Origin of the sequence: Enterovibrio qingdaonensis, from assembly GCF_028683135.1 — a bacterium.
In the GTDB taxonomy this organism is placed as follows: domain Bacteria; phylum Pseudomonadota; class Gammaproteobacteria; order Enterobacterales; family Vibrionaceae; genus Enterovibrio; species Enterovibrio qingdaonensis.
Genome location: NZ_JAJUBB010000026.1, coordinates 1 through 21,845 on the forward strand (window position 1 = coordinate 1; position 21,845 = coordinate 21,845).

Below are 21,845 nucleotides of genomic sequence, written 5' to 3' on the forward strand. Positions count from 1 at the left end.
TGTGGATTTAAACCCCGTTCGTGCAGCGATAGCACCTACCCCTGAGCAGTCTGCACATACATCAGTAAAAGCCCGTTTAGCGTCGCTGCTAAAGGATGAACCCACGGCTCCCTGCTTGTTTCCTTTTTCCGGCAACCCAAGAGAAAACATGCCTGAAGGCATACCTTTTCGGTTGATGGATTATTTAGAGTTGGTCGAGTGGACAGGGCGACAGATACGAGACGATAAACGTGGCCATATTGAAAATACCTTACCGCCATTGCTTGCACGGCTTGGATTAGACCCTGATTGTTGGTTAAACACCTGTACCCGAATAGAGCGAGGCAACATTGTAGGCTCAGAATCAGCGGTGAAAGCTGCATTGCCTCACCTTAATCGCCAAAGGGTGTCAGGTCTTAGACTACCTGACCACTAATTTCCTCTTTTCACTCATTGTTTATACCTATCAGATGCCTTTCTGAGTTTTCGGTTATTTGAAAAAGACCTAAAGGGTAGGAAAATTCGTTGATCCGTCAAACATGGCAGGTATATCTGGCTGAATGCCGCCAATGTAGGGGGAGTTCACGGTGTTGGTCAAGGCGTTGAGTTGTGATCTTATTAAAGTGTGTGTCCCTGGATTTTTGCTAGTGCTTAGTCAGTGATTTGCTTTAGATATGAAAAAGCCCGCTCTGTGAGCGGGCTTTTGATTTGGTGGGTTAGTAAGGGTTGGGCTGTTTTATATAGTATGTACCTTTTATCAGCCTATATTTTCGCCTCTAGTTCAGCGACTTTAGTATATAGACCACTATGGCAACCTGATTCGATATCCATTAAGGAAGACCGCAGCCTGTCATATCTTGGGCTACTTTCAAAATCTGAGGCTGTAATGTGCTTGAACAAATTATATGGCTTATCTTTTTGTGGTGACTCATCTAAATAGTCACCCTCAAAGTCTGGTACATGAACTAGCGTTTGAACCCTGCCATTAGTTGCGTCAGCAGCAAGTCTAATTTTTTCATTAATAGTCCACATGGCATTTTTCTTACCATTGCTGTTAAGCTTGGTATCCAAATCGTGTATAGCCACTGCTTTTGCGCCGAATTGGTCGAATATTTTGATAAACGTAGGGATGTTTGCTTTACCTCGACAGTTTATTACACAGTGTGTCATAGCCAGATTATGTCGTTTTATCTGGTCTTGATACGCTAAATATTCTGTGTCTCCCTCCACTAGTAAAGCAGTATCGTAGAAGAAGAACTCGTTGACTGTTGGGCAACAACGATTCAAAAACTTTAAGTTGTCTTTTTCATCTGGTGAAAATGCTGATTTATCCGTCTGGTAGTACAAAACATCATTAACTAGGTTTGAAACCTTGATGAGAGTCGTATGATCTTTCGTTAAATCAATAAAAACTGGAGAGTGTGTTGTACAAATCACCTGCCATCCATCTAACTCTGCTAACGCATAAATTGCCTCACATGCCGACCGAATAACCGCAGGATGCATGTTGATTTCCGGTTCATCAATCAACAACACTTTGGGTTTGTCGGCATCAATAGCAGTACGACCTTTTTTCAATAGTCCTTGAGAGCTGAGAGTTTTTATTGCAGCCCACAAAAATGAACGCTGGACACCTGAACCTTGATTTGCAAGCGGCGCTGAGCTTCCATTATTTTCGAAGATGAACCGGCTACCCTCTTTGATTGCTTTTTCTGGGTCGAATTTACCAACGCCAGCTTCAAACTTAACGTTCATGCCTTTAAACATCTTATCAACTTCAGTTTGAATGCTAGTGCTAATTGATGAAATTTCATTAGACAACTCAGTTTCAACCTCTTTGGCAAGGGCATCAATTTCAGCCATGATCTTGGCAACTTTAGATTTGTCTTGCTTTATTTTTGCAGCGGCATTTTTTGAGATTAACTCTTTTACCACCTGCTCTAGAGCTTCGGTATTATCAGTAGGGTTAATTCGTATCGGCATAGGTAGACGACTAATAAGGATTGTATTCCAACCACCACCGCCACCAGGCTTAAATGCATTAGTTTTATTACTAAAGCTAAACTTCTTCGCTTTTTCGTCAGCTTTTGACCAAACAAATTTAAACTTTGCACAATCACCAAACTCTTGATCAGCTGTAATTAGCCACTCTTGACCAATACTATTCAGATCATCAGAAGATATATCTGTAAAAACACCTGTGATAGAAATCGGCAATGAATCACTTTGATTGTGGAAGTAATCACTTTGATTGTGGAAGTAATCACGTGAAAGTGCAGAGCCTACAGAGAAGTAGGCTTCATAAGCATCTAACACTGTTGATTTTCGGCAGTTATTTGGACCAATTAAGATCACAACATTATCAATTAGTACTTTAACTTCCGACTTGATACCTTTAAAGTTTTCGATTAACAATGCTGATAATTTCATTTTTATCCTTATTATCTATAGACATCTTAATTCTGATTATATATAAAACCAATCATTCATTAGCGGACAACTCAACGATTTAACACAAAAGAAAATAGGGGGGGGAAACGCCTTTAGAAAAACATAAAAGCCCAAGTGACAAGATAAGGAATTTTATCACCCTTCGTAATCACTCGTTACTTTATATTAATCGATAAAGGGTATCAGGATCCAAGTCACCTGACAGATAAATTTCCTTTCAAACGTTTTTACGTATCAGGTGTCCATCTGACTATTCTTATTTCGAAAAGCACCAAAGAGGTTAAGATTATTTTTAATTCTCCAGCACTGGTGAGCATTTGTTATTGAATATCACCAACATTGGCAAATCACAGTATTAGTCAATACATTGAGTTGTCAATTTCTTAAAGTAGCAGTCTTTCTTCCAGCCCCTACTTTATGCTCTTTTGTTCACAAGCCTTATAGCATATGCCAATTCAATACCACGCTCATCGATAAGATATTTATGGGTATTGGCTAGCTCATATTTAGCCATAAAAGGTAAATCATCAATATTCTTTTCTTTTTCATACGTCAAAATACAAAGCAAAACTGAGAATGTTGACTCTTGTAGTTCAGCCCTTTTTTCTTTAATTATTGAAAGAAACTCACCCTTATCTTTATTTGCATTCTCTGGATTTTCATTCTCATTAATGAATTTAATCATAGCCTTTCTTGTATCTATATCTTTTACAAATGCATCTGTATAAAATCTAGATTGAACAAATAAATGACTTAGTGAACTTGTGCCACCTTTTAATACTTTTACATGAATTAACTGCTTGTCCTTGTGTAATAGGTCACATATTTCATATCTATTTTTCCCTGCTATATTGATTTTTGCCTTATCAAATAAGTATATCTCAGAGTTTGATTTTGCAACATATGAATTATAGGCCTCCTCCTTAAACTTTACTACATCAATACCTTTTTCTTTGACTACACAGCGAATTGAAATGTCGTTCGGCAAATATTCATTAGACCTATCTTTTATGTTGTTTATTACATATGATTCAACTTCACACTTAAAGTCGGAACTAACATTTCTCCACACTCCAGAGCTTAAAATATAAGTTATACCATTCTCCTCAAGCTCACAATTCAGACAGTTATAAGCCCTCATGGTAAATATGTCTTCTGAGGTGTTCACGTAGTACACCTTCCAATTTAAAACGGTCTTAATGGAAGATTTTTGGGTAAACCCATAATTTTGATCAACAAGATCTGATATATTAAGGTCTTCGAATTTATCAAAGGGTTCGTCTGCTTCAGGGTCTTTATATGAAAAATAGGAAACATTATCGTCCATTATGACGCTAGGAGATAAATTAACGCATGAATATTCTTTATTTTTCAACAGATTAAATAGTGCTTTATTTAGTTTGTCAACCTCATCTTCATCGCTTACATAATCAAGCCTGCCATAAGAAGGAAACTTTTCTTTGTACTCTTCTAGATTATAGGCTTCTTCAAGATTTAACAGTATATCAATTATTCCATCATCGGTTACATTCGTTCCTTTCTTGATATTTACGGTAATGGAACTTTTCCCCGAGAATGATTTTATATATGGGTAATTCTCATAAGTTGACCCAGATATGGACCTAAAAAACTCTTTCTCATCATTTATGTCAAATATTTCTAGATTTGCACCTTTACTCGCTTGTCGATCAGTTAATGTCGAGACAGATGAGTGCGTCGTAGTGTTAACTTTTCTTAGGTTATTATGGTCACATATGTTCATCGCCACCTTTATACCAAAATCATTCACTAACTTATCTGAATTGATAAATCTAGAGGTGTGCATGCCAAAAGTTAAAACATAGAATAGTGTGTCATCGACATCGCGAGTTATTTTTAAACACAAGACAGCTGAAGGTGACGTGTTTTTATTAGAAAACTTAAGGTTTATATTTTCACTAAGGCCATTGAGCATTACCATCCAAGGATAATCTGCTTCCGTTTTTGATTTACCACCAACATCAGCATACTTTACAATTCCTTCAATCTCAAATCCATTACTCTGATACGTAAATTGAGGCAACGGCTCCGTTGATATATCGAATATAGCCGAGAAACTTTTAACAGAGGCTTTAGCTCTAAAAATTGTCATTTTATCTAAGTTACTACTCACTCATCGTCCTCATTACTTGAATATAAAAATAGCAACTTATTAGCGGAAAACTTGGCCATTTTTTAGTCACTTAAAATGTTGTTGAAATACATCTTGAAAACAGTGGCGTACCGAACTAATCAAGCATCAATTTTGACTTTGTGCGCTTAGTTAAGACTTGCTACCGACATTTCGCATGAAAAAAGTTAAGCAGTTCGGTGTCAACATTGCACTTGCGCTCTAGAGCTATGAACTCACCTTCAGGCAAAAACACCCTAAGCTACCGCCCTTTGCTTCTCCGAACGCAACCACCGCTTAAATGCCTTATAAAACCTACTTTAATCTATCACAAAGTAAGATATTCCGTACTTGAAAAGTGTCACGTTTCTCACTGGTTGGTTGGGAAATATTCTATATATTCAGAGTGATATTATATTGAGATGGTTTAGGGTGGCGGCAGTTCGAGAGCTCATTTCCTTTGATGTTCTCTATCCGTCTTGCCGTTATGTTGAGGTGCATATTTGACAGCCATGAATAATAATCGATGAAACCAAGATTTGGTCTCGTACTATTCATCTCACATTATCGCTTATCAAAATTACCGCCAATAACTCAGCACGTTCATCTGTTATCGGTATTGGCCTTATTCCAGATACGAAAAAGCCCGCTCAGTGAGCGGGCTTAATCTAATTTGGCGGAGGGATAGGGATTTATGCGGTCGCTCCGCGCCCTTCCCTTCGGGCCGTTGCTTCTTCGGCTTCGCCGAGCAACGTTGTCTCGCTGCGCTCGGCTGAACCCTGGCTAGAGCTCTGCACCCCTATCTCATCGAGGCATAAAAACGCAAAAAGGCCGCTGATAATTCAGCGGCCTTTTCTAATTTGGCGGAGAGATAGGGATTTGAACCCTAGGTGCGCTATAAACGCACGCCGGTTTTCAAGACCGGTGCTTTCAACCACTCAGCCATCTCTCCGTATGGCCGCCATCATAATGATGTGGTGACTTGCTGTAAAGCCGAAAACGTTCAACTGCTCACTCCATGACCCGCTTTGTGTTTAGACGGTTTAAATTCGCCCTATGTGACGAGTTTTCAGACAAACACTTCGCATTGAAATAAGCCAATACGCAACTTAGCGACCAGAATAATCCTTTCTACAACTGCTACAAACTTTCGACGAATGACTGCTTGAGGCTCATTTCAAGCACAATTCGAACCATAACCACCCGCTTTTTGGTCAGTTTTCTCGGTCTGTGACTACACTGAAGTGAGCCTTTCGTTATTGAGAAGTAAGCAGATGTCTTACAAGTGAGTCAGAATTCTTAACTCTCCTCGTTTGGGTACAGTTAAGCATTTTCTCTCAATCTCGTTGCGTAAAGGGAAATGGAACCAAAACGAGAAATGAGAGATAACGATGAAAACATCCGATTTATTTGTCAAAGCACTCGAAAATGAAGGTGTCGAATACATTTACGGCATTCCCGGTGAAGAAAACCTCGATTTCCTCAATTCACTCAAAGATTCCCCCATTGAACTGGTCTTGACGCGCCATGAGCAAGCCGCCGGTTTTATGGCTGCTACCTATGGACGACTCACCGGTAAACCGGGAGTTTGTCTCTCTACCTTAGGGCCAGGTGCGACTAACTTCGTGACTGCCGCCGCCTATGCGCAGCTCGGTGCAATGCCCATGGTCATGTTGGGTGGTCAAAAACCGATTCGTAAAAGTAAACAAGGTCGATTCCAGATTGTTGATGTCGTCAATCTGATGAAGCCTATTACTAAATATTCAGAGCAAATCGTCGACGGAAACAATGTGCCTGCGATGGTCAGAGAAGCGTTCCGCGTCTGCTCCGAAGAAAGACCCGGTGCAGGTTATCTGGAACTGCCTGAAGATATTGCGGAAGAAGACTCGGGTGCATCTATTTTCGATGTGGTCTCTCATCGTCGCCCCGATGCGAACGATCTCTGCTTAGAGCAAGCTGCAGAGATGATTAAAAACGCAAAAATGCCGTTACTGCTCATTGGGGCTGGCGCAAATCGTAAGCGTTCAAGTAAAGCCCTGCGAGACTTCATTGATAAAACGGGCATCTATTTCTTCAACACGCAAATGGGTAAAGGTGTGGTTGATGAACGCCATGAGCGTTTTATTGGCACCGCAGCCCTTTCCAGCCACGATTTTCTCCACTGCGCGATTGAGCGTGCAGATGTGATCATCAATGTTGGCCACGATGTCATCGAAAAGCCGCCTTTCTTTATGGAAAAAGGCGGGACAAAAGTCATTCACGTTAATTTCTTTGCGGCGCGCACTGATGAGGTGTATTTCCCGCAGATTAACGTTGTCGGCGACATCTGCTCGTCTGTTAGCCGCCTGACTGACAAAGTCGGTAAGCTTGAACAGGACATGACGTTCTTTGGCAAAGTTAAAGCCAATGTCGATGAGCGCACGACCAAATATTTTGAAGATCGCCGCTTCCCTATTTTGCCTCAACGTTTGGTGAAAATCTTGCGTGATGAACTCGGTGATGAAGACATTGTTACCTTGGACAATGGCGTGTACAAAATTTGGTTTGCCCGCAACTATCTGTGCCATTCCAATAACACCCTGCTGTTAGATAACGCGCTTGCAACAATGGGGGCAGGCTTACCATCAGCCATGGCTGCCAAACAGCTAAATCCTGACAAGAAGGTCGTTTCCGTCAATGGTGATGGCGGCTTCCTCATGAACTCTCAGGAATTGGAACTTGCCGTCCGCATGGGATTGGACATGGTTGTCATTATTCTTAACGACAGCGCATACGGCATGATCAAATGGAAACAAGAAGGCATGGGCTTTGACAATTTCGGGCTCGATTTCAATAACCCAGACTTCGTGAAATACGCCAACAGCTTTGGTGCGATAGGTCACCGTCCTGACAGCCATGATGAGTTCCAATCTATCTTAAAACACGCGCTAAACACCAAAGGCGTGCATTTAATCGACCTTCCAGTTGATTACTCTCTCAATCACTCGATTTTGAATGTATTGATTAAAGAAAGCCGCTCTATCGGATGAGGTCAGATATGTCAGAGCTAAATGTATATCGCCCTTTTGACGGGGGGCTGATACGCAGTGTGCCTTTACAAAGCGAGGCTGAGGTTGACTCAGCCATCGCCACTGCGCATCAGCTATTTCTGGATCGCAGCACGTGGCTGCCTCCCCACCAGCGAATTGAAATTCTTGAACGCACCATTGAGATCATGTCTTCTCAGGTCGAATCGTTAACGCGCCTTGCTGCAGAAGAAGGTGGCAAACCCTATATCGATTCGAAAGTTGAGGTGTTACGCGCGATAAACGGCGTGAAACTTGCGATTGAGCATATCCCTCAAATTAAGGGCGAACAAATCCCGATGGGACAAACCGCCGCCTCGGTTAACCGCTTAGCGTTTACCATTCGTGAACCCATTGGGGTGGTGTCTTCCATTAGTGCATTTAACCATCCGCTAAATCTCATCGTGCATCAGGTCATACCCGCCATTGCCGTTGGCTGCCCTGTTGTTGTAAAACCCGCGCTCACTACCCCACTGTCTTGTCTACGTTTGGTTGAAATACTTCATGAAGCAGGCCTACCCAAAGGATGGTGTCAGGCGGTGGTTTGTGAGAATGACGCAGCAAGCAAATTGGTCTCTGATCCTAGAATCAATTTCCTCTCTTTCATTGGTTCTGCCAACGTCGGGTGGATGCTCCGCTCTCAGCTAGCCCCAGGAACACGTTGTGCGCTGGAACACGGCGGCGCCGCGCCAGTCATTGTCGATACCAGTGCACATATTGACGAAATCGTCCCAGTGCTTGCAAAAGGCGGCTTTTACCACGCGGGCCAAGTGTGTGTGTCCGTTCAACGTATCTATGCGCAGCAAGGACTTTGTAGAGAACTGGCCGTTAAACTCGCCGCAGAAGGCGACAAAATGAAGGTGGGCGATCCGCTCGATCCAAACACCGAAGTTGGCCCTTTGATTTTGCCTCGCGAGGTTGATCGCGTGGAAGAGTGGGTTAACGAGGCTATCGACGCTGGTGCAGAAGTGCTGTGCGGCGGGAAAAGGCTGTCAGATACCTGTTTCGCGCCAACGGTGTTACTCAACCCACCCGAAGATGTGCGGGTATCGCAGTTGGAAATCTTTGGCCCTGTGATTTGCGTATATGCATACGGCGATAAACAAGATGCCATTAACCGCGCAAATGGACTGCCCTTCGCGTTCCAAGCCTCTGTGTTTACCAATGACTTAGAAGATGCCCTTAACGTCACGCAGCAGTTGAACGCGACGGCAGTGATGGTGAATGACCACACTGCGTTTCGTGTCGATTGGATGCCATTTGGAGGCAGGGATTCTTCAGGAATCGGGTTAGGCGGGATCCAGTATTCTATGCACGAAATGACAAGAGACAAAATGCTCGTCTTTAAAAGCCCGAGCCTTTAAGAAGAAAGCAGCTAACATTCAGGATGTTAGCTGCTTTAGTTGATGGTGTTCCGCTGTACGGTTTACTTTCTCAAAATCAGATTCAATTTGAGAAAGCTTCGTCGAACTCTGTCACGGCAAAACGATAAGTAGTTGTTAACGTTAACTTTAAACGAACTGGCACGCTTTTAGCTTTATGTCGTGTATCTACACAGGGGAGACGGAAAACCATGCAAATTGAAACAATCAAACAAGAGGATGGTTCTCAGCTTATTCGTATCAATGGAGACATGGATTCACAAGGATGCAGCGAACTACAGCCCGAGTTTGATCAACTCGTCAGCAGTGACGCTCTTCAAGACACTACCATCAGCATGGCTGGCGTAGATTTTCTTGATAGCTCTGGGATTGGAGCCATCGTCTTTCTTTTCAAACGCCTTAAAGCCCAAGGCAAATCACTTTCATTGATAGAGGTTCACGGACAGCCCATGGAAATCATACGGTTGCTTCGTATTGACAGTGCGATATCTGTAGATTCCGTCCAATCTACTGGTTAAACACGAGCCCAATCAAAAGGGGGAAGGCATGAAACAATTGCTCACGCTTATTCTTCCGATTGTAGTTTTGTCGGGATGCTCAATGTTTCCAGACCATGGCCAAGGCGGCATGGCGGAACACCATTATTCTTCTTTACCTCCGGTGCTACCTGACCAACCGTTAGGCCCTGAACATGGATTACGGTTTGAATGGGAACTCGCAGCAAGACACCTCGATATTCTCGTCCTTGAAGGTGCTGAACTTTGCTTCCCTGCCTCCGTCGTTCAAGCAAGGAAACTGCAAGATCGCATCGTTCGTGAACTGATTGGCGGTCTAGAGTTTGACGCAGCAAATGACATTATTATTCAAAGAGAAGCGTTAGAAAGACTCGAGAAACAACTCGATGCCGTCAAAGACAGCAGAGCCTGTGTCATTCCGGGGCAAAATGAAAATGCAACCCGTGAACTCATTGCCAAAATCTATGGCATGCTCAACGCAGACAACCAATTTGCATTCAATTCACCTGAAGTGAATCCTAAGTACATGGGGCACTTGGCTGAAGCATCTCACCTGCTGAGAGACCTACCGCAATACCATTTGAAGGTAACGGGTCATGCCGACTCCATTGGTAACTCTGCAGCGAACAAGACGCTATCCCTCGCCCGCGCCAATCAAGTAAAACGTTATCTGCAAATTTTCGGCATTGTACCGTCACGAATCACGGTTGCAGCCGTAGGGTCTACCGACCCACTGTTTGAGGGAAACGCGCCAGAGGTTAGATTGGTTAACCGACGTGTATCCGTTGAATTGGTTGAAATGTCGGATTCAAGCATGGCCGAGATGCTAATGGGAGGTCAGTGATGCAGAAACTGCTAATTGCTATTTTACTCCTGTTATTCGTTTCAGCGTTTAGTCAGGCGGAAGAATATCGCGCGCAAGTCGGCGATCAGATAGCCATCATGCTTCCCGGTGAAGTCAGCCTTAACAAAGAGTTTCAAGTTGACCGACAAGGGCGATTGACCTTACCGGAAGTCGGCATGATCCAAGCACAAGGTATGACAGAAGCCGAGTTGGCCGAAGCGGTAAAAGAAACACTGGGCTCAGTTATCCGTGATCTTTCCTCGCTGCAAGTCTTTGTCAGTAAGCGACAGCTGTTAGTGACCATTCAAGGCTATGTTGCTGAGCCTGGTGAATTTACGTTGCAACGCAATGCATCAATACAAATGGCATTGTATGCTGCTGGCGGCCTGCGCTCTGGCGCACAGCTAGATAAGATGCAACTTCGACGAAACGGTGAACTGCTTACCTTCGACTACAAGAAATTTTTGGACACGGGTGACGACAGCCTCCTCCCTACCCTCCAATCGTTAGATACCTTATTTGTGCCTGCTTCCCCCATGATTGGCAACGTGGAGCAGAACTTCGACCCGTCAAAATTGGCCGACTCCGGTGATGCGGCAGAAGATCGCAAAGCCATAAAAGTGTTCGGCGAAGTGATTAGACCCGGCAGCTTCTCGGCAAAAGAAGAGAACAACCTCGTCGACCTCTTAATGCGTGCGGGTGGTGTAACACGCTATGCTGCCGTAGAACAAATTCGTGTAATTTCTGGCAATGAACCCAAGCTGTTTAACCTAAAACGTTACCTTGATAGTGGAGACGAAGGGTTGCTGCCCAATATTGTCGAAGGCTCTACCATTTTTGTCCCCAAACAAGAAGAAGAAATAAAAACGGGCTCAAACACGGTTTACGTCATGGGTGAAGTCGCCAAACCGGGAGCCTATGAAGGCAAAGAAAATGCGACCTTTATGGATATTCTGGCCAACGCTGGCGGCCCAACACGCTTTGCAGAAAGCAGACAAATACGGGTGATCAAAGCCGATGGCACAACCGTTCCCTTCGACCTGACCTTGTTCTCGGAAGGAAAGATGGATGCCCCAATGCCATTAGTTCAAGCGGGTGACGCCATCTTTGTGCCGGAGAAACTCGACCTCAACGAGAAATCTTGGCTGAAAGTCTCACCCGATCGCGCGGTTCGTGTCATCGGTGAAGTGCTGCGTCCAAGCCGCGTTGAATGGTCATCTGAAATGTCATTCCTTGATTTACTCGCTCACGTTGGTGGCCCAACGTCACGCGCTGACACCAGCAAGATCGAAGTCGTCACACCCATTAGCGAGAACAAAAGCAAGGTGCACCTTTTCAATTTGGATAAACATATCAAAGAGGGAAAATCCGACAGCGCATTGCCACCGGTTACCGCTGGAACCACGATTCGCGTTCATGACTTACCCGATGATCCAGTCGACAACAAAGCCAAGTGGATTCGCCAAAGCTCAGATACCTCTATTTATGTTTTTGGTCAGGTTGGTGCGCCCGGACGTTACAAATTCACAGACGAAATGCATTTTCTCGACATTCTCTCGGCAGCAGACGGGCCAACGGCAAACGCCGACCTTCATAACATTCGAATTACGCATCTAGACGGGAAATATGCGCGTGTCTCTAAGGTAAATCTGGCCCTGTTCTTCGAAACAGGTGATACCACGATTCTGCCCAACGTCAAAACTGGCGATACCATTTATGTTCCCGAAAAAAACCCGAATTGGTTAGACAGACCTAAAGAGGTCACCATTCGTGTGCTCGGTGCGATAAACAAACCCGGCCGTTATACCTTCGACGATCATATGACCATTCTCGATTTGCTCGCGGAAGCTGGCGGCCCCAGCTCTAACGCATACATTGAGAAAATTACCGTCGTAAATGTTTCATGCTGTCGCGACCAAGCACAAACCTTCAACCTCTCCGAATTTAGTCGAACAGCCCGTTTCCAAGATCTCCCCGTCATTCGAGCAGGAGACACCATCTACATACCCACAAAAGAAGAGAGTACCGCAGAGAAAATTCGCCAAGGGATTACGGATCTGTTCCAACTTGCAGGCATCGCTGCACTAATAGGAGTGTTGTAATGAATATTCCTCCGTCGAACCTCGAAGTCGAACGTATTTATTACCAGATTGTTCGCAACGACTATAAAACCCTTACCATTGCAGCGACCGAATCTGGCGAAGGTGTCACCTCTCTTGCAACCGCCCTCGCACAGCGTTCTCTATTGGGTGGTCAATCAACGTTGGTAGTCGATTTAAACCTTTATCACCCAAGTTTGGAAAGTCAGGGCATGACGCTAAGTTCTTACGATAACCATTACTTACCCAGCCCAGAGCTAGTCGGTGTATCGGGAGAACAAGCCTACTTTACAGGTATTATTGCCCCCTCAAAGCGTGAAACCATCATGGAGTTGCGCAGACCTGGGTCGCTGGAAAGGTATATTGAACAATGGCATAAAGACTATGACCTGATTATCTTTGATACCTCTCCAATTGCGCGAATGAACGCAAACAATATCCCTCCTGAGCGGATAGCCGCATCTTCCGACGGTACGATTCTTGTGGTAATGGCAGGACAAACAACCGAGGCGCAAGCATCAGAATCCGTTAAAAAGCTTAATGATGCAGGCGCGCATGTGCTTGGTTGCGTACTGAACGACAAGGAAAACCCGTCTTTAAAGCATGAGATTTTGCGAGAAGTAGGCAGACTTAATCGCTTCCTACCCCGTTTATCGAAAAAGCTACGGATCATGATCCTTAAAAGTCACCTGCTATCGTTGGAGATATAGGAATGGTGAGTATCGTCAAACATGAATGTCGCCCCGTAACGCATAAAAACATCAGTGCCGCACGAAACATCATTAAGGCGACCCTTGAAGAAAAGAATGTCCCCGAAAGCCTGATCAATAAAATCCAGCTCTGTTTTTCTGAGGCTGCCGCAAATCTTGCAGAACATGCAGAACCACAGCCAACATTTATCTCTATTAACATCGAATGTGTGAATAACAGTTGGCAGCTTCATCTTGAAGATGATGGACAAAGCTGGAACCCCACTCTGCCTAATCGCGTTCAATCACTTGATACATTTGAAGAAAAAGAAGGCGGTCGCGGGCTGGCTCTCATGCAAAGTCTGTCCGATGAGATGGAATACGTTATCCGTTCTACGTTTGGTGCAAATCGCCTAACGCTTAAATGGCAAATACAAAAAAACCAAGAAAAGCCGAGAATCTTAATTGTTGACGACGACGAGTGCCAACGCCGACTATACAGTGCCTATTTAGGGGAGCAATTTAGTATCGTCGAAGCTGAAAACGGGGAGCAGGCTCTTCATCAGCTATCCGTTCATGATATTGATCTCGTCATCTCTGATATTCGCATGCCAGGCATGGACGGCTTAACGTTAAAAAAGGCCCTTCACAAGCAAACAAACACACTCATCACGCCTTTTATTTTCTTAACCTTTGCTGACAACGCCGAAACCCGCAGCAGTGCGGCGGGGCTTGGTATTGATGACTACCTCGTCAAGCCAATCTGCAAGGCTAAATTGCTCGACAGTGCAAATCGTGTTCTTAAACGTTCAAGCCAAATTTATCAGCAGCTTACCGATAAAGTGAACAAGCGCATCACCAGTGCCTTATCACCTTCCCTGCCTCACCAAAGCCACGGGTGGGAGCTCGCCGTGGCAAATAGAAATACAGGGATTGGTGGCGGAGACCTTGTCCTGTTTCGAGAGAGTGAAGATCGCATTATGATTAATCTCGTCGATATCATGGGACACGACGTGGCAGCAAAGTTCTTTTCTTACGCGTTTGGTGGCTATCTGCGCGGCCTTATGTACCACATGGACGACGCACCAGACCCCTGTTCTACGTTGCTAAGCCGACTGTCAGATAGTGCGCTAGAAGATGGGCTACTTTCTCAAGTCATCTTAACCTGCTGTTCAACCGTTCTCCGAGAAGACGGACGTATAGATATCGCTTCGGCAGGCCATCCTGCACCTTTCAAAGTCAATCGAGACGGTGCGCAGCTCCTAGAACTCGGCGGCATATTGCCCGGGGTGGTATATGGCGCAGAATACGAAACCTTGTTTTTTCAGTTGGAGCAAGGGGAGCGGATTGTTCTTTACACCGATGGCTTGTTCGAAGCTGCGGAGGATGACAATAGCCGTAAGACCCTTGAGTCCAAGGTGATAGAGAACCTTGAAAAAACATGGGATCTTCCGATACAAGTTGCCGCTAAAGAAATTATGCACACCTTTGACTTACACGGCGATCGCTACCGAGATGATGCCACCATCGTATTAATACAAAGAAAACACAGAGACCCTTAAAGGACTGCATTTCTGTACTAAACTCAATGCATAACATTGTCTTAATATTGAATTTCATTCTAAGTATTGATTCTGCATTAGGGGGTAGACGTTGAACATCAGGCTGAAAGCTGTTTTCGGTACCATGATCATTTTTACTGCCGTCCTCGTGCTTTTTATGACCTACACCTTTCAGTTTCTCCAGCAGGCAAAAACTGAGGAATTAAGTCATCGAGCCAAAGAAATCGTAGAAATGGTTTCCATCGGGTCTACGAAATATATACTTGCCGAGGATTTTAGTGCGTTGCGCGCGCTCGCCAAAGACTTCACTGAGCATGACGACATCGCCTTTGTCACCATTTCTGCTAACGACCAGATCATCGCCCATAGTCAAAACCACGGGCTAGAAGACGACATTACCGTCGCCAAAGAGCGGCTCTACGAAGATGGTCTTCCCATCGCAGAAATATCCGTTGGATACCGAAACCACTTTTCAGACGCCGTGTCTTCCCCATTTGGTCGTCTATTGATGTACGGTGCGGCCACCATTGGAATCTTGGCTATCATCATGATGTATGTGGTCACCATTGCCGTGACACGTCCACTCCGAAAGCTCTGCGAAAGCAGCATCAGCATGCTGGAACGACCTGAGTTGATACCCAGGAACGATGAAATTAGTGCGTCGGTTGCTCTGATTGAACATATGCAGTCAAAAATTGATTCCAGCAACAACAAATTGCAAGAATCACTTCGCGACCAAAAGTTTACTTTCGCTGAAGCGAAGCAAATTGAAGAGAAAAATCTTGCTATTTATAACGCTTCTCACGATGCCATCATTGTTGCAAATGACCAAGACATCATCATTGAATTTAGCCCTATTGCTGAACAGTTATTTGGCTGGGAACGGCATGAAATTATTGGCCGAACCATGGCAGACACGCTTGTTCCTAAGGCGCTGCGCGAAGCACATATCAAAGGCATGCAACACTTTCTTAAAACAGGGGAAGGTCCTGTTCTAAACCAGCGTATTGAGCTAGCTGCGATACGCAGGAGTGGACGCGAATTCCCCATCGAGATTTCAATTTCAGCGGCAAAGACGACGCAAGGCTACATCTTCGTTTCTTACATTCGTGATATCACCCAGCGGCTAATCGACCAGACCGAACTCAAACTCGCAGCACATGCATTTAACGTTTCAGACGCCATGTTCATCTCGGATAGTAAGGGACACATCATCCGAACTAACCCAGCGTTTACTGCAGTAACCGGTTATAAACGGGAGGAAGTTGAAGGTGCAAAACCACGGACTCTCTCTGCAAACCCCGAAGACTCAACCTTTCACAAATTAATCTGGAGCGACCTGCTCGAAAAAGGTGTTTGGAATGGCGAACTTCCGTTGCGTCACAAAAATGGGCATGAACTCACAGTACGAATGAGCATGACCGCAGTAATGGGTGAAGACGGTTTGCTTAGCCACTATGTTGCGCACTTCTTCGATTTAACGGAACAAAAGCACTACGAAGCGGTATTGCGTCAGGCGCATAAAGAAGCAGAACAAGCCAGTGAATCCAAAGGACGGTTTTTAGCTGCGATGAGCCACGAAATACGCACACCCATGAACGGTGTGTTAGGTGTGCTTGGGCTACTAAAAGAAACACAACTCACGCCTGACCAAGGGATGCTGGTAAAAACTGCACGCGATTCCGGCGAGCTACTTTTGGCGATAATCAATGACATCTTGGACTTTTCAAAAATGGAAGCAGGCAAGCTTTCCTTAGAAAACAGTCCTTTTGATATTTATGCACTTATCAATCAGACCGCTGAGATTTTGCGTCCCAATGCTGAAGGAAAAGGTTTATCTCTCTGCGCTGACATCGATGAAAATACGCCTCAGTATCTCATTGGAGATGGAGACCGTATTCGACAAATCGTGCTCAACTTCTTATCTAACGCCATAAAACATACGTCGACAGGTAACATTACCATCGCGTTACGTTGCCTATCGAAAAGTGCTACTCGAAGTACCATTGTATTTGAGGTGCAAGACACAGGAATAGGCATAGACACCGAGCACTTAAAAACCATTTTTGATGAATTCACAATGGTAGAAAATACCTACGACCGCACTCACGAAGGCAGTGGCCTTGGACTCACTATTTGTAAACAACTGGTCGATTTAATGGGTGGTGAAATTTCCGTGAAAAGCGAGGTAGGCATTGGTTCAACATTTCGTGTCGAAGTCACATTAAAGCTCGCGGAAAAGCAGGATGTAATGATCACCAACGGCGAGATAACGTTAGATAGCCAAAATACTGTATCTTCAAACCTTCGTATTCTTATGGCGGAGGATAATCCGGCCAATCAAATCGTTTTAAGGACCATGCTTGAAATGTCAGGCCTGTCGGTTGATATCGCCAGCAATGGGAAAGAAGCGGTTGAAGCCGTTAAAAACATTCCCTATGACATCGTGTTAATGGACATATCAATGCCTGAAATGGATGGGATTACTGCCACAAAAGTCATTCGACAGTTAGATTCCCCCGCCAAAGATGTAGTGATTGTTGCATTAACTGCCCATGCTATCCGTGGTGACAAAGAACATTTTCTTAGTTCAGGCATGAACGATTTTGTGTCTAAACCTTTTACGCGTGCTGCAATCATGGACTGCTTGAGCCGATGGCAAGTTAAGCTCAAATCTCCCGAAGCGTCTGATACCCGTCATCATCTGCAACCTCACATCGGAGCAGACATTGCTTCGAATTTACCTGATAACAATCTAGTGAATGAAGCGACGCTTTCACAATTGGTGAAAGATACATCGAGTGATGTCGTCCCCGATCTCGTCGTTTTTTATCTCAGTGACGCACGTACGCGCGTTGAAAAAATCACCAATGCAGCCATTGAGAAAGACTATTACACACTAGAGTTTGAAGCTCATACGCTAGGCAGCAGTGCAGCTGCTCATGGGAACAGTGGGCTATGTGATGCGTGCCGGCAGATAGAACAACAATGCATCGCGCAACAGTTTGACTCGGCACTGCAAACCGCAGAATCACTAAAGCGTGTGGCAGAGGCTTCATTCGTTGCGCTCGAAGCCCGATTGCAAAAAGGATTTACCGCATAACTCCGACAGCAAGAAAAATCACATAATTCATCACAGAACATATACTTAGAATTATGGACATTCACTAGATAGCACCATTGCTGCGACACGTCGTAACGCGGAGCACGGTATCGGCAGGGAAAGGCGACCTTATGAAATCAAAGTACCGCATATTACTCATCGAAGATTCGCAGCCGCTGACGAATCTCTATAAGCAGTACTTAGCGCAAGAATCGGTTGAGCTTGTGTGTATGGAAACGGGGCAAGATGCCCTCAATTACCTGCAAAAAACCACGCCACATATTGTCATTCTGGATCTGAAGCTGCCGGATATGTTAGGGCAAGACATCCTTCATTGGATCAAGAAGAATGGACTGCCATGCTCAATCATCATTGTTACCAGCCATGGCTCTGTAAATACCGCTGTTGAGTTAATGCAGCAAGGTGCCGATGACTTTTTGGAGAAGCCTGTCAGTGCCGAACGCCTGAAGGCGACCATTAAAAATCACTTAGAGCACGCGCGTCTTCTTAATCTGGTTGAAGACATGAAAAGCAGCTTTGAGCGCAATACATACCAAGGCTTCATTGGCTCCAGCCTTCCGATGCAAAATGTATATCGCATCATCGATGCCGCAGCCCCCAGTAAAGCAACTGTGTTTATTTCCGGCGAAAGTGGCACCGGTAAAGAGGTATGCGCCGAAGCTATTCACCGTCAAAGCCCAAGATCCAAAGAGCCGTTTATCGCCATTAACTGTGGGGCGATTCCTCATGACTTAATGGAAAGCGAAATATTTGGCCACGTGAAAGGGGCATTTACCGGTGCAAGCACAGACAGAAAAGGGGCTGCTGCACAAGCAGAAGGCGGCACCCTTTTTCTCGATGAAATCTGCGAGATGGATTTAGAGCTACAAAAGAAACTGCTGCGATTTATCCAGACGGGCCGTTATCAGAAAGTGGGTGGTAGTAAAGAAGAAAGCGTCGACATTCGATTTTTGTGCGCAACCAACAAAGACCCACTGCAGGAAGTATCCGCTGGGCGCTTCCGCGAGGACTTGTACTATCGTCTTCACGTTGTACCTTTGGCATTGCCACCACTTAGAGAACGTGGAGACGATATATTGTCGATTGCGACCAACTTTCTTATCACGTATGCGCAGGAAGAAGGGAAAAGGTTTACTAAGTTTTCCTCTGAAGCTGAGGTCGTTCTCCGACACTACCCTTGGCCAGGTAACGTTAGACAATTGCAAAACGTGATTAGAAACATTGTCGTCCTGCATGATGGTGACACGGTGAGTATCAAGCAATTGCCACCGCCACTTAATGAAACGTTAAGCGACAATGAAATCAAATCTCTTTCTCATTCTGCTAAGTTGCCGCAAATGGAGCAATTCACCGAGAATGACGATTATATGGCAACAGGTGATATTCCATCTGATATACGCCCCCTTTGCGATATTGAGCGGGAGGTTATTCAGCGTGCGATTGAGCATTGCGATGGAAACGTGTTGAAAGCCGCGGTTTTACTCAAAGTCAGCCCCTCTACGCTATACCGCAAAAAACAAGCGTGGGAAACCGATGAAATTTGAGCCTCGTTATTTACTTTTGTGCATAAATCCCCTCATTTGAGGGGATTTTCATTTTGCTAGCTGGCATTTCTATCGGAATTACCTTCATTTACGAAATACCCCATCAACTCGCGCAGTCCTTGCGTCACACTGGTCTCTGCCACTAATCCGAGCTCTTTTGAGGCTCTCGCGGGACTTCCTATCGACATTCTCACATCCCCCCTTCTTGCGGGTAAGTGCTCAATGTTCAGGCTGCTTCCCGCAATAGAAGCAAGAATGCTGGCGAGCTGATTCACGGACATTGCATCGCCGCGACAAACATTAAACACCTCAGGCGAAACAGAAACCTTATTCATTGAAACTCGCAGGAAGCGCACGACATCTGAGACATAAACAAAGTCACGTGTCTGCTCACCATCACCATAGATGGTCAGGGTTTGATTGCTCAGTACCCTATCAGCAAAAATTGAAATTACACCAGAGTATGGCGATTTAGGATCCTGCCTAGGACCAAAAACATTGAAAAATCGCAAGCCTGTTGTAGGTACGCCATGAACAAGGCTCGCTACACGACCATGGAGCTCTGTGCCAAGCTTGTCCGCGCCATATGCAGTTAATGGCCTCACCGTCGAACGTTCTGACAATGGCGTATCCGCATTGTCACCGTATACCGCCGCTGAAGATGCATAAACAACGGGGGTTTTGTGACGTTTCGCCGCATCAAAAACACGAATGCTACCTGTTTGGTTCACGTCATGAGTTTCAACCCAACTCTCATTTGACCGCTCAACGGAGGAAACGGCTGCGAGGTGAAAGCAGCCATCGATGCCTTCCATCGCTTCTTCGATGACACCAGGCTCACAAATGTCAGCTAGCCTCACTTCACAGTGGCGAGGAACGTTAGATCGCGACCCCGTTGAGAGGTTATCTACGACGCGAACGTGGTGACCATCTGCGAGCAAAGTCTCGACGAGATGAGAGCCAATAAAACCGCAACCACCTGTAACCAAATAACTTGCCATAGTCGCCTCTATCAATAACAGGAATATTGCTCCCTCCACTGCAAATACTCTGCCACTTCTTTTTTAGAGCGCATTAAAGATTCAGGTAATGCCATACAGTTCAATAAGATAAAAAATCAATCTCATCGTAAATAACATCACACGCTAAATAGGTAGATGAGCCTCCTCTTTCTCATCTCTCCCTTATTCCTCATTCTGATTCTCGGTTTGGTGAATACGTGAGGATTTATTCTCAATTTGACGAAGTGATTCATTTATAGAGGGTTTTAAGGCCGAAAATACGGGGGGATATATTGGCATTATCTTTGCTGTCTCTTTTGCTGTTTGTTCAATTATTGTTCGGAGGCCCTATGGCTAAGCAAGCAAAAAAGATTTGGATTGTGTTAGACAGCAGCGGATTTGGCGGAATCGAATCACACGTTGAACAACTCGCACTGGGCCTGAGCAGTTTAAGCAACCATGTCACTGTTGTGTTTATTCAGAATCACGCTCAGCACCCATTAGAGAAACGGCTGCAGTCTCATGGAATTACCTGTGTGTTATTAGATGGCCGAATTGTTTCATTATGGCAGGCTATAAAAACGCATAAACCAGACATTATTCATACGCATGGATATAAAGCTGGGATTTTGGCGAGACCCATTGCACGCATGATGGGTGTTTCCTGCGCAAGCACATTTCATAGTGGAGAAAAGAAACAGGGGCGTCTTCATTGGTATGACTGGCTAGACAGAAATACGGCATTCTTGGCAAACCATGTGTATGCAGTGAGTACCCCGATCTTAGATACACTTCCCTGCCCTGCCACTCTCACCAACAACTTTGTTGATACGCAGCAACTCAAGCCATCAAAGGGCGAGAAAATTGCGTTTGTCGGCCGGTTAAGCCAAGAAAAAGCCCCTGAACGAATGCTTAATCTCGCCACGCGCTACCCGTCTCTCCACTTTGACATTTTTGGCGATGGCCCCTTACGCACACAGTTGGAGGCCGAGGCAACAGAAAATGTCACCTTTCATGGCGCGCAAGAAAGCATGACTTCTATTTGGCCTCAAGTCGGATTGCTAGTGATCCCGTCCAAAGCAGAAGGGCTACCTATGGTGGCATTGGAAGCCATGGCAAGGGGGATCCCTGTCGCTGCATTTGATGTTGGAGGCTTAAATAGACTGATTGAACACGGCAAGAATGGATGGCTACTTGAGCCCAATGATATGGATGGCATGGCCGAAGTCGTTCACACATGGTGCAGTGGGAATGAACACGATAAGAAACATTGGCGCGACAATGCCATCGACACCATAGAAACACGATACTCGGCTAAAGCTGTTGTTCCACTGTTGCTCCAAGACTACGCCATTTTTGCAAAGTGACCTCGACGCTGACTTGCAAAATGACAAAACAAAGCCAAATACACAGTGCCACAACGAACATGTCGATTTGAATT

At 45.0% G+C, this 21,845-nt stretch carries 13 protein-coding genes, 1 tRNA gene, 1 other RNA gene and 1 pseudogene; 11 read left to right on the forward strand and 5 right to left on the reverse strand.

The features are described from left to right. Positions 1–415 (forward strand): annotated as a pseudogene (locus LRP49_RS22380) (alpha-amylase family glycosyl hydrolase); the annotation flags it as partial. Positions 416–741: 326 nt separating this feature from the next. On the opposite strand, the gene LRP49_RS22385 reads toward LRP49_RS22380, so the two are convergent. From LRP49_RS22385 to LRP49_RS22400, 4 genes are all read right to left on the reverse strand, one after another. Next, entirely contained in the window at positions 742–2,409 is a 1,668-nt protein-coding gene (locus tag LRP49_RS22385) for an ATP-dependent nuclease (RefSeq protein WP_274145175.1), read from the reverse strand. A gap of 436 nt (positions 2,410–2,845) precedes the next feature. Continuing rightward, positions 2,846–4,582: a DUF6119 family protein gene (locus LRP49_RS22390; protein WP_274145177.1), complete on the reverse strand. Its 1,737-nt coding sequence runs from the start codon at positions 4,580–4,582 to the stop codon at positions 2,846–2,848. A 671-nt stretch (positions 4,583–5,253) separates the two neighbouring features. After that, a non-coding RNA gene (locus LRP49_RS22395) (RtT sRNA) lies at positions 5,254–5,397 on the reverse strand. Positions 5,398–5,440: 43 nt separating this feature from the next. Then, positions 5,441–5,531: transfer RNA gene (locus tag LRP49_RS22400), tRNA-Ser, on the reverse strand. A 439-nt stretch (positions 5,532–5,970) separates the two neighbouring features. Between LRP49_RS22400 and LRP49_RS22405 the strand changes: the two genes are divergently transcribed. The 9 genes from LRP49_RS22405 (at position 5,971) to LRP49_RS22445 (ending at position 19,403) form a co-directional block, all read left to right on the forward strand. Next, positions 5,971–7,608, forward strand: coding sequence for an acetolactate synthase large subunit (locus LRP49_RS22405; protein ID WP_274145179.1), 1,638 nt, complete (start codon positions 5,971–5,973; stop codon positions 7,606–7,608). A gap of 8 nt (positions 7,609–7,616) precedes the next feature. Continuing rightward, the gene (locus LRP49_RS22410; RefSeq protein WP_274145180.1) at positions 7,617–9,008 is read left to right on the forward strand and encodes an aldehyde dehydrogenase family protein; all 1,392 of its coding nucleotides are present in this window, start codon (positions 7,617–7,619) and stop codon (positions 9,006–9,008) included. 209 nt (positions 9,009–9,217) lie between these two features. Next, a complete protein-coding gene (locus LRP49_RS22415; RefSeq protein WP_274145181.1) occupies positions 9,218–9,544 on the forward strand; it encodes an STAS domain-containing protein in 327 nt (108 codons plus the stop codon). Between the two features lie 28 nt (positions 9,545–9,572). Then, on the forward strand, positions 9,573–10,385 hold the full coding sequence (locus LRP49_RS22420; RefSeq protein ID WP_274145183.1) for an OmpA family protein: 813 nt from the start codon (positions 9,573–9,575) through the stop codon (positions 10,383–10,385). Further along, complete coding sequence (locus LRP49_RS22425) at positions 10,385–12,487, forward strand: SLBB domain-containing protein (protein WP_274145185.1); 2,103 nt, start codon at positions 10,385–10,387, stop codon at positions 12,485–12,487. The genes LRP49_RS22420 and LRP49_RS22425 overlap by 1 nt, the downstream gene beginning before the upstream one ends. Continuing rightward, complete coding sequence (locus tag LRP49_RS22430) at positions 12,487–13,194, forward strand: P-loop NTPase family protein (RefSeq protein ID WP_274145186.1); 708 nt, start codon at positions 12,487–12,489, stop codon at positions 13,192–13,194. Before LRP49_RS22425 ends, LRP49_RS22430 begins: the two co-directional genes overlap by 1 nt. A gap of 2 nt (positions 13,195–13,196) precedes the next feature. Then, positions 13,197–14,735, forward strand: coding sequence for a SpoIIE family protein phosphatase (locus tag LRP49_RS22435; RefSeq protein ID WP_274145188.1), 1,539 nt, complete (start codon positions 13,197–13,199; stop codon positions 14,733–14,735). A gap of 91 nt (positions 14,736–14,826) precedes the next feature. Then, the gene (locus LRP49_RS22440) at positions 14,827–17,838 is read left to right on the forward strand and encodes a PAS domain S-box protein (RefSeq protein WP_274145190.1); all 3,012 of its coding nucleotides are present in this window, start codon (positions 14,827–14,829) and stop codon (positions 17,836–17,838) included. A 131-nt stretch (positions 17,839–17,969) separates the two neighbouring features. Then, positions 17,970–19,403, forward strand: a complete 1,434-nt coding sequence (locus LRP49_RS22445; protein WP_274145192.1) for a sigma-54-dependent transcriptional regulator — start codon at positions 17,970–17,972, stop codon at positions 19,401–19,403. Between the two features lie 56 nt (positions 19,404–19,459). On the opposite strand, the gene LRP49_RS22450 is transcribed toward LRP49_RS22445, so the two are convergent. Next, complete coding sequence (locus tag LRP49_RS22450; protein WP_274145194.1) at positions 19,460–20,404, reverse strand: NAD-dependent epimerase/dehydratase family protein; 945 nt, start codon at positions 20,402–20,404, stop codon at positions 19,460–19,462. A 350-nt stretch (positions 20,405–20,754) separates the two neighbouring features. Between LRP49_RS22450 and LRP49_RS22455 the strand changes: the two genes are divergently transcribed. Beyond that, positions 20,755–21,771 carry a glycosyltransferase gene (locus tag LRP49_RS22455; RefSeq protein ID WP_274145196.1) on the forward strand — a complete coding sequence of 339 codons (1,017 nt, stop codon included), beginning with the start codon at positions 20,755–20,757 and terminating at the stop codon, positions 21,769–21,771. Positions 21,772–21,845: the final 74 nt, after the last annotated feature.

Coding starts and splice junctions, on each gene's coding strand:
- LRP49_RS22455 (WP_274145196.1), top strand. CDS start 20,755: ATGGCTAAGCAAGCAAAAAAGATTTGGATTGTGTTAGACAGCAGCGGA.
- LRP49_RS22415 (WP_274145181.1), top strand. CDS start 9,218: ATGCAAATTGAAACAATCAAACAAGAGGATGGTTCTCAGCTTATTCGT.
- LRP49_RS22430 (WP_274145186.1), top strand. CDS start 12,487: ATGAATATTCCTCCGTCGAACCTCGAAGTCGAACGTATTTATTACCAG.
- LRP49_RS22410 (WP_274145180.1), top strand. CDS start 7,617: ATGTCAGAGCTAAATGTATATCGCCCTTTTGACGGGGGGCTGATACGC.
- LRP49_RS22385 (WP_274145175.1), bottom strand. CDS start 2,409: ATGAAATTATCAGCATTGTTAATCGAAAACTTTAAAGGTATCAAGTCG.
- LRP49_RS22420 (WP_274145183.1), top strand. CDS start 9,573: ATGAAACAATTGCTCACGCTTATTCTTCCGATTGTAGTTTTGTCGGGA.
- LRP49_RS22450 (WP_274145194.1), bottom strand. CDS start 20,404: ATGGCAAGTTATTTGGTTACAGGTGGTTGCGGTTTTATTGGCTCTCAT.
- LRP49_RS22425 (WP_274145185.1), top strand. CDS start 10,385: ATGCAGAAACTGCTAATTGCTATTTTACTCCTGTTATTCGTTTCAGCG.
- LRP49_RS22405 (WP_274145179.1), top strand. CDS start 5,971: ATGAAAACATCCGATTTATTTGTCAAAGCACTCGAAAATGAAGGTGTC.
- LRP49_RS22445 (WP_274145192.1), top strand. CDS start 17,970: ATGAAATCAAAGTACCGCATATTACTCATCGAAGATTCGCAGCCGCTG.
- LRP49_RS22435 (WP_274145188.1), top strand. CDS start 13,197: ATGGTGAGTATCGTCAAACATGAATGTCGCCCCGTAACGCATAAAAAC.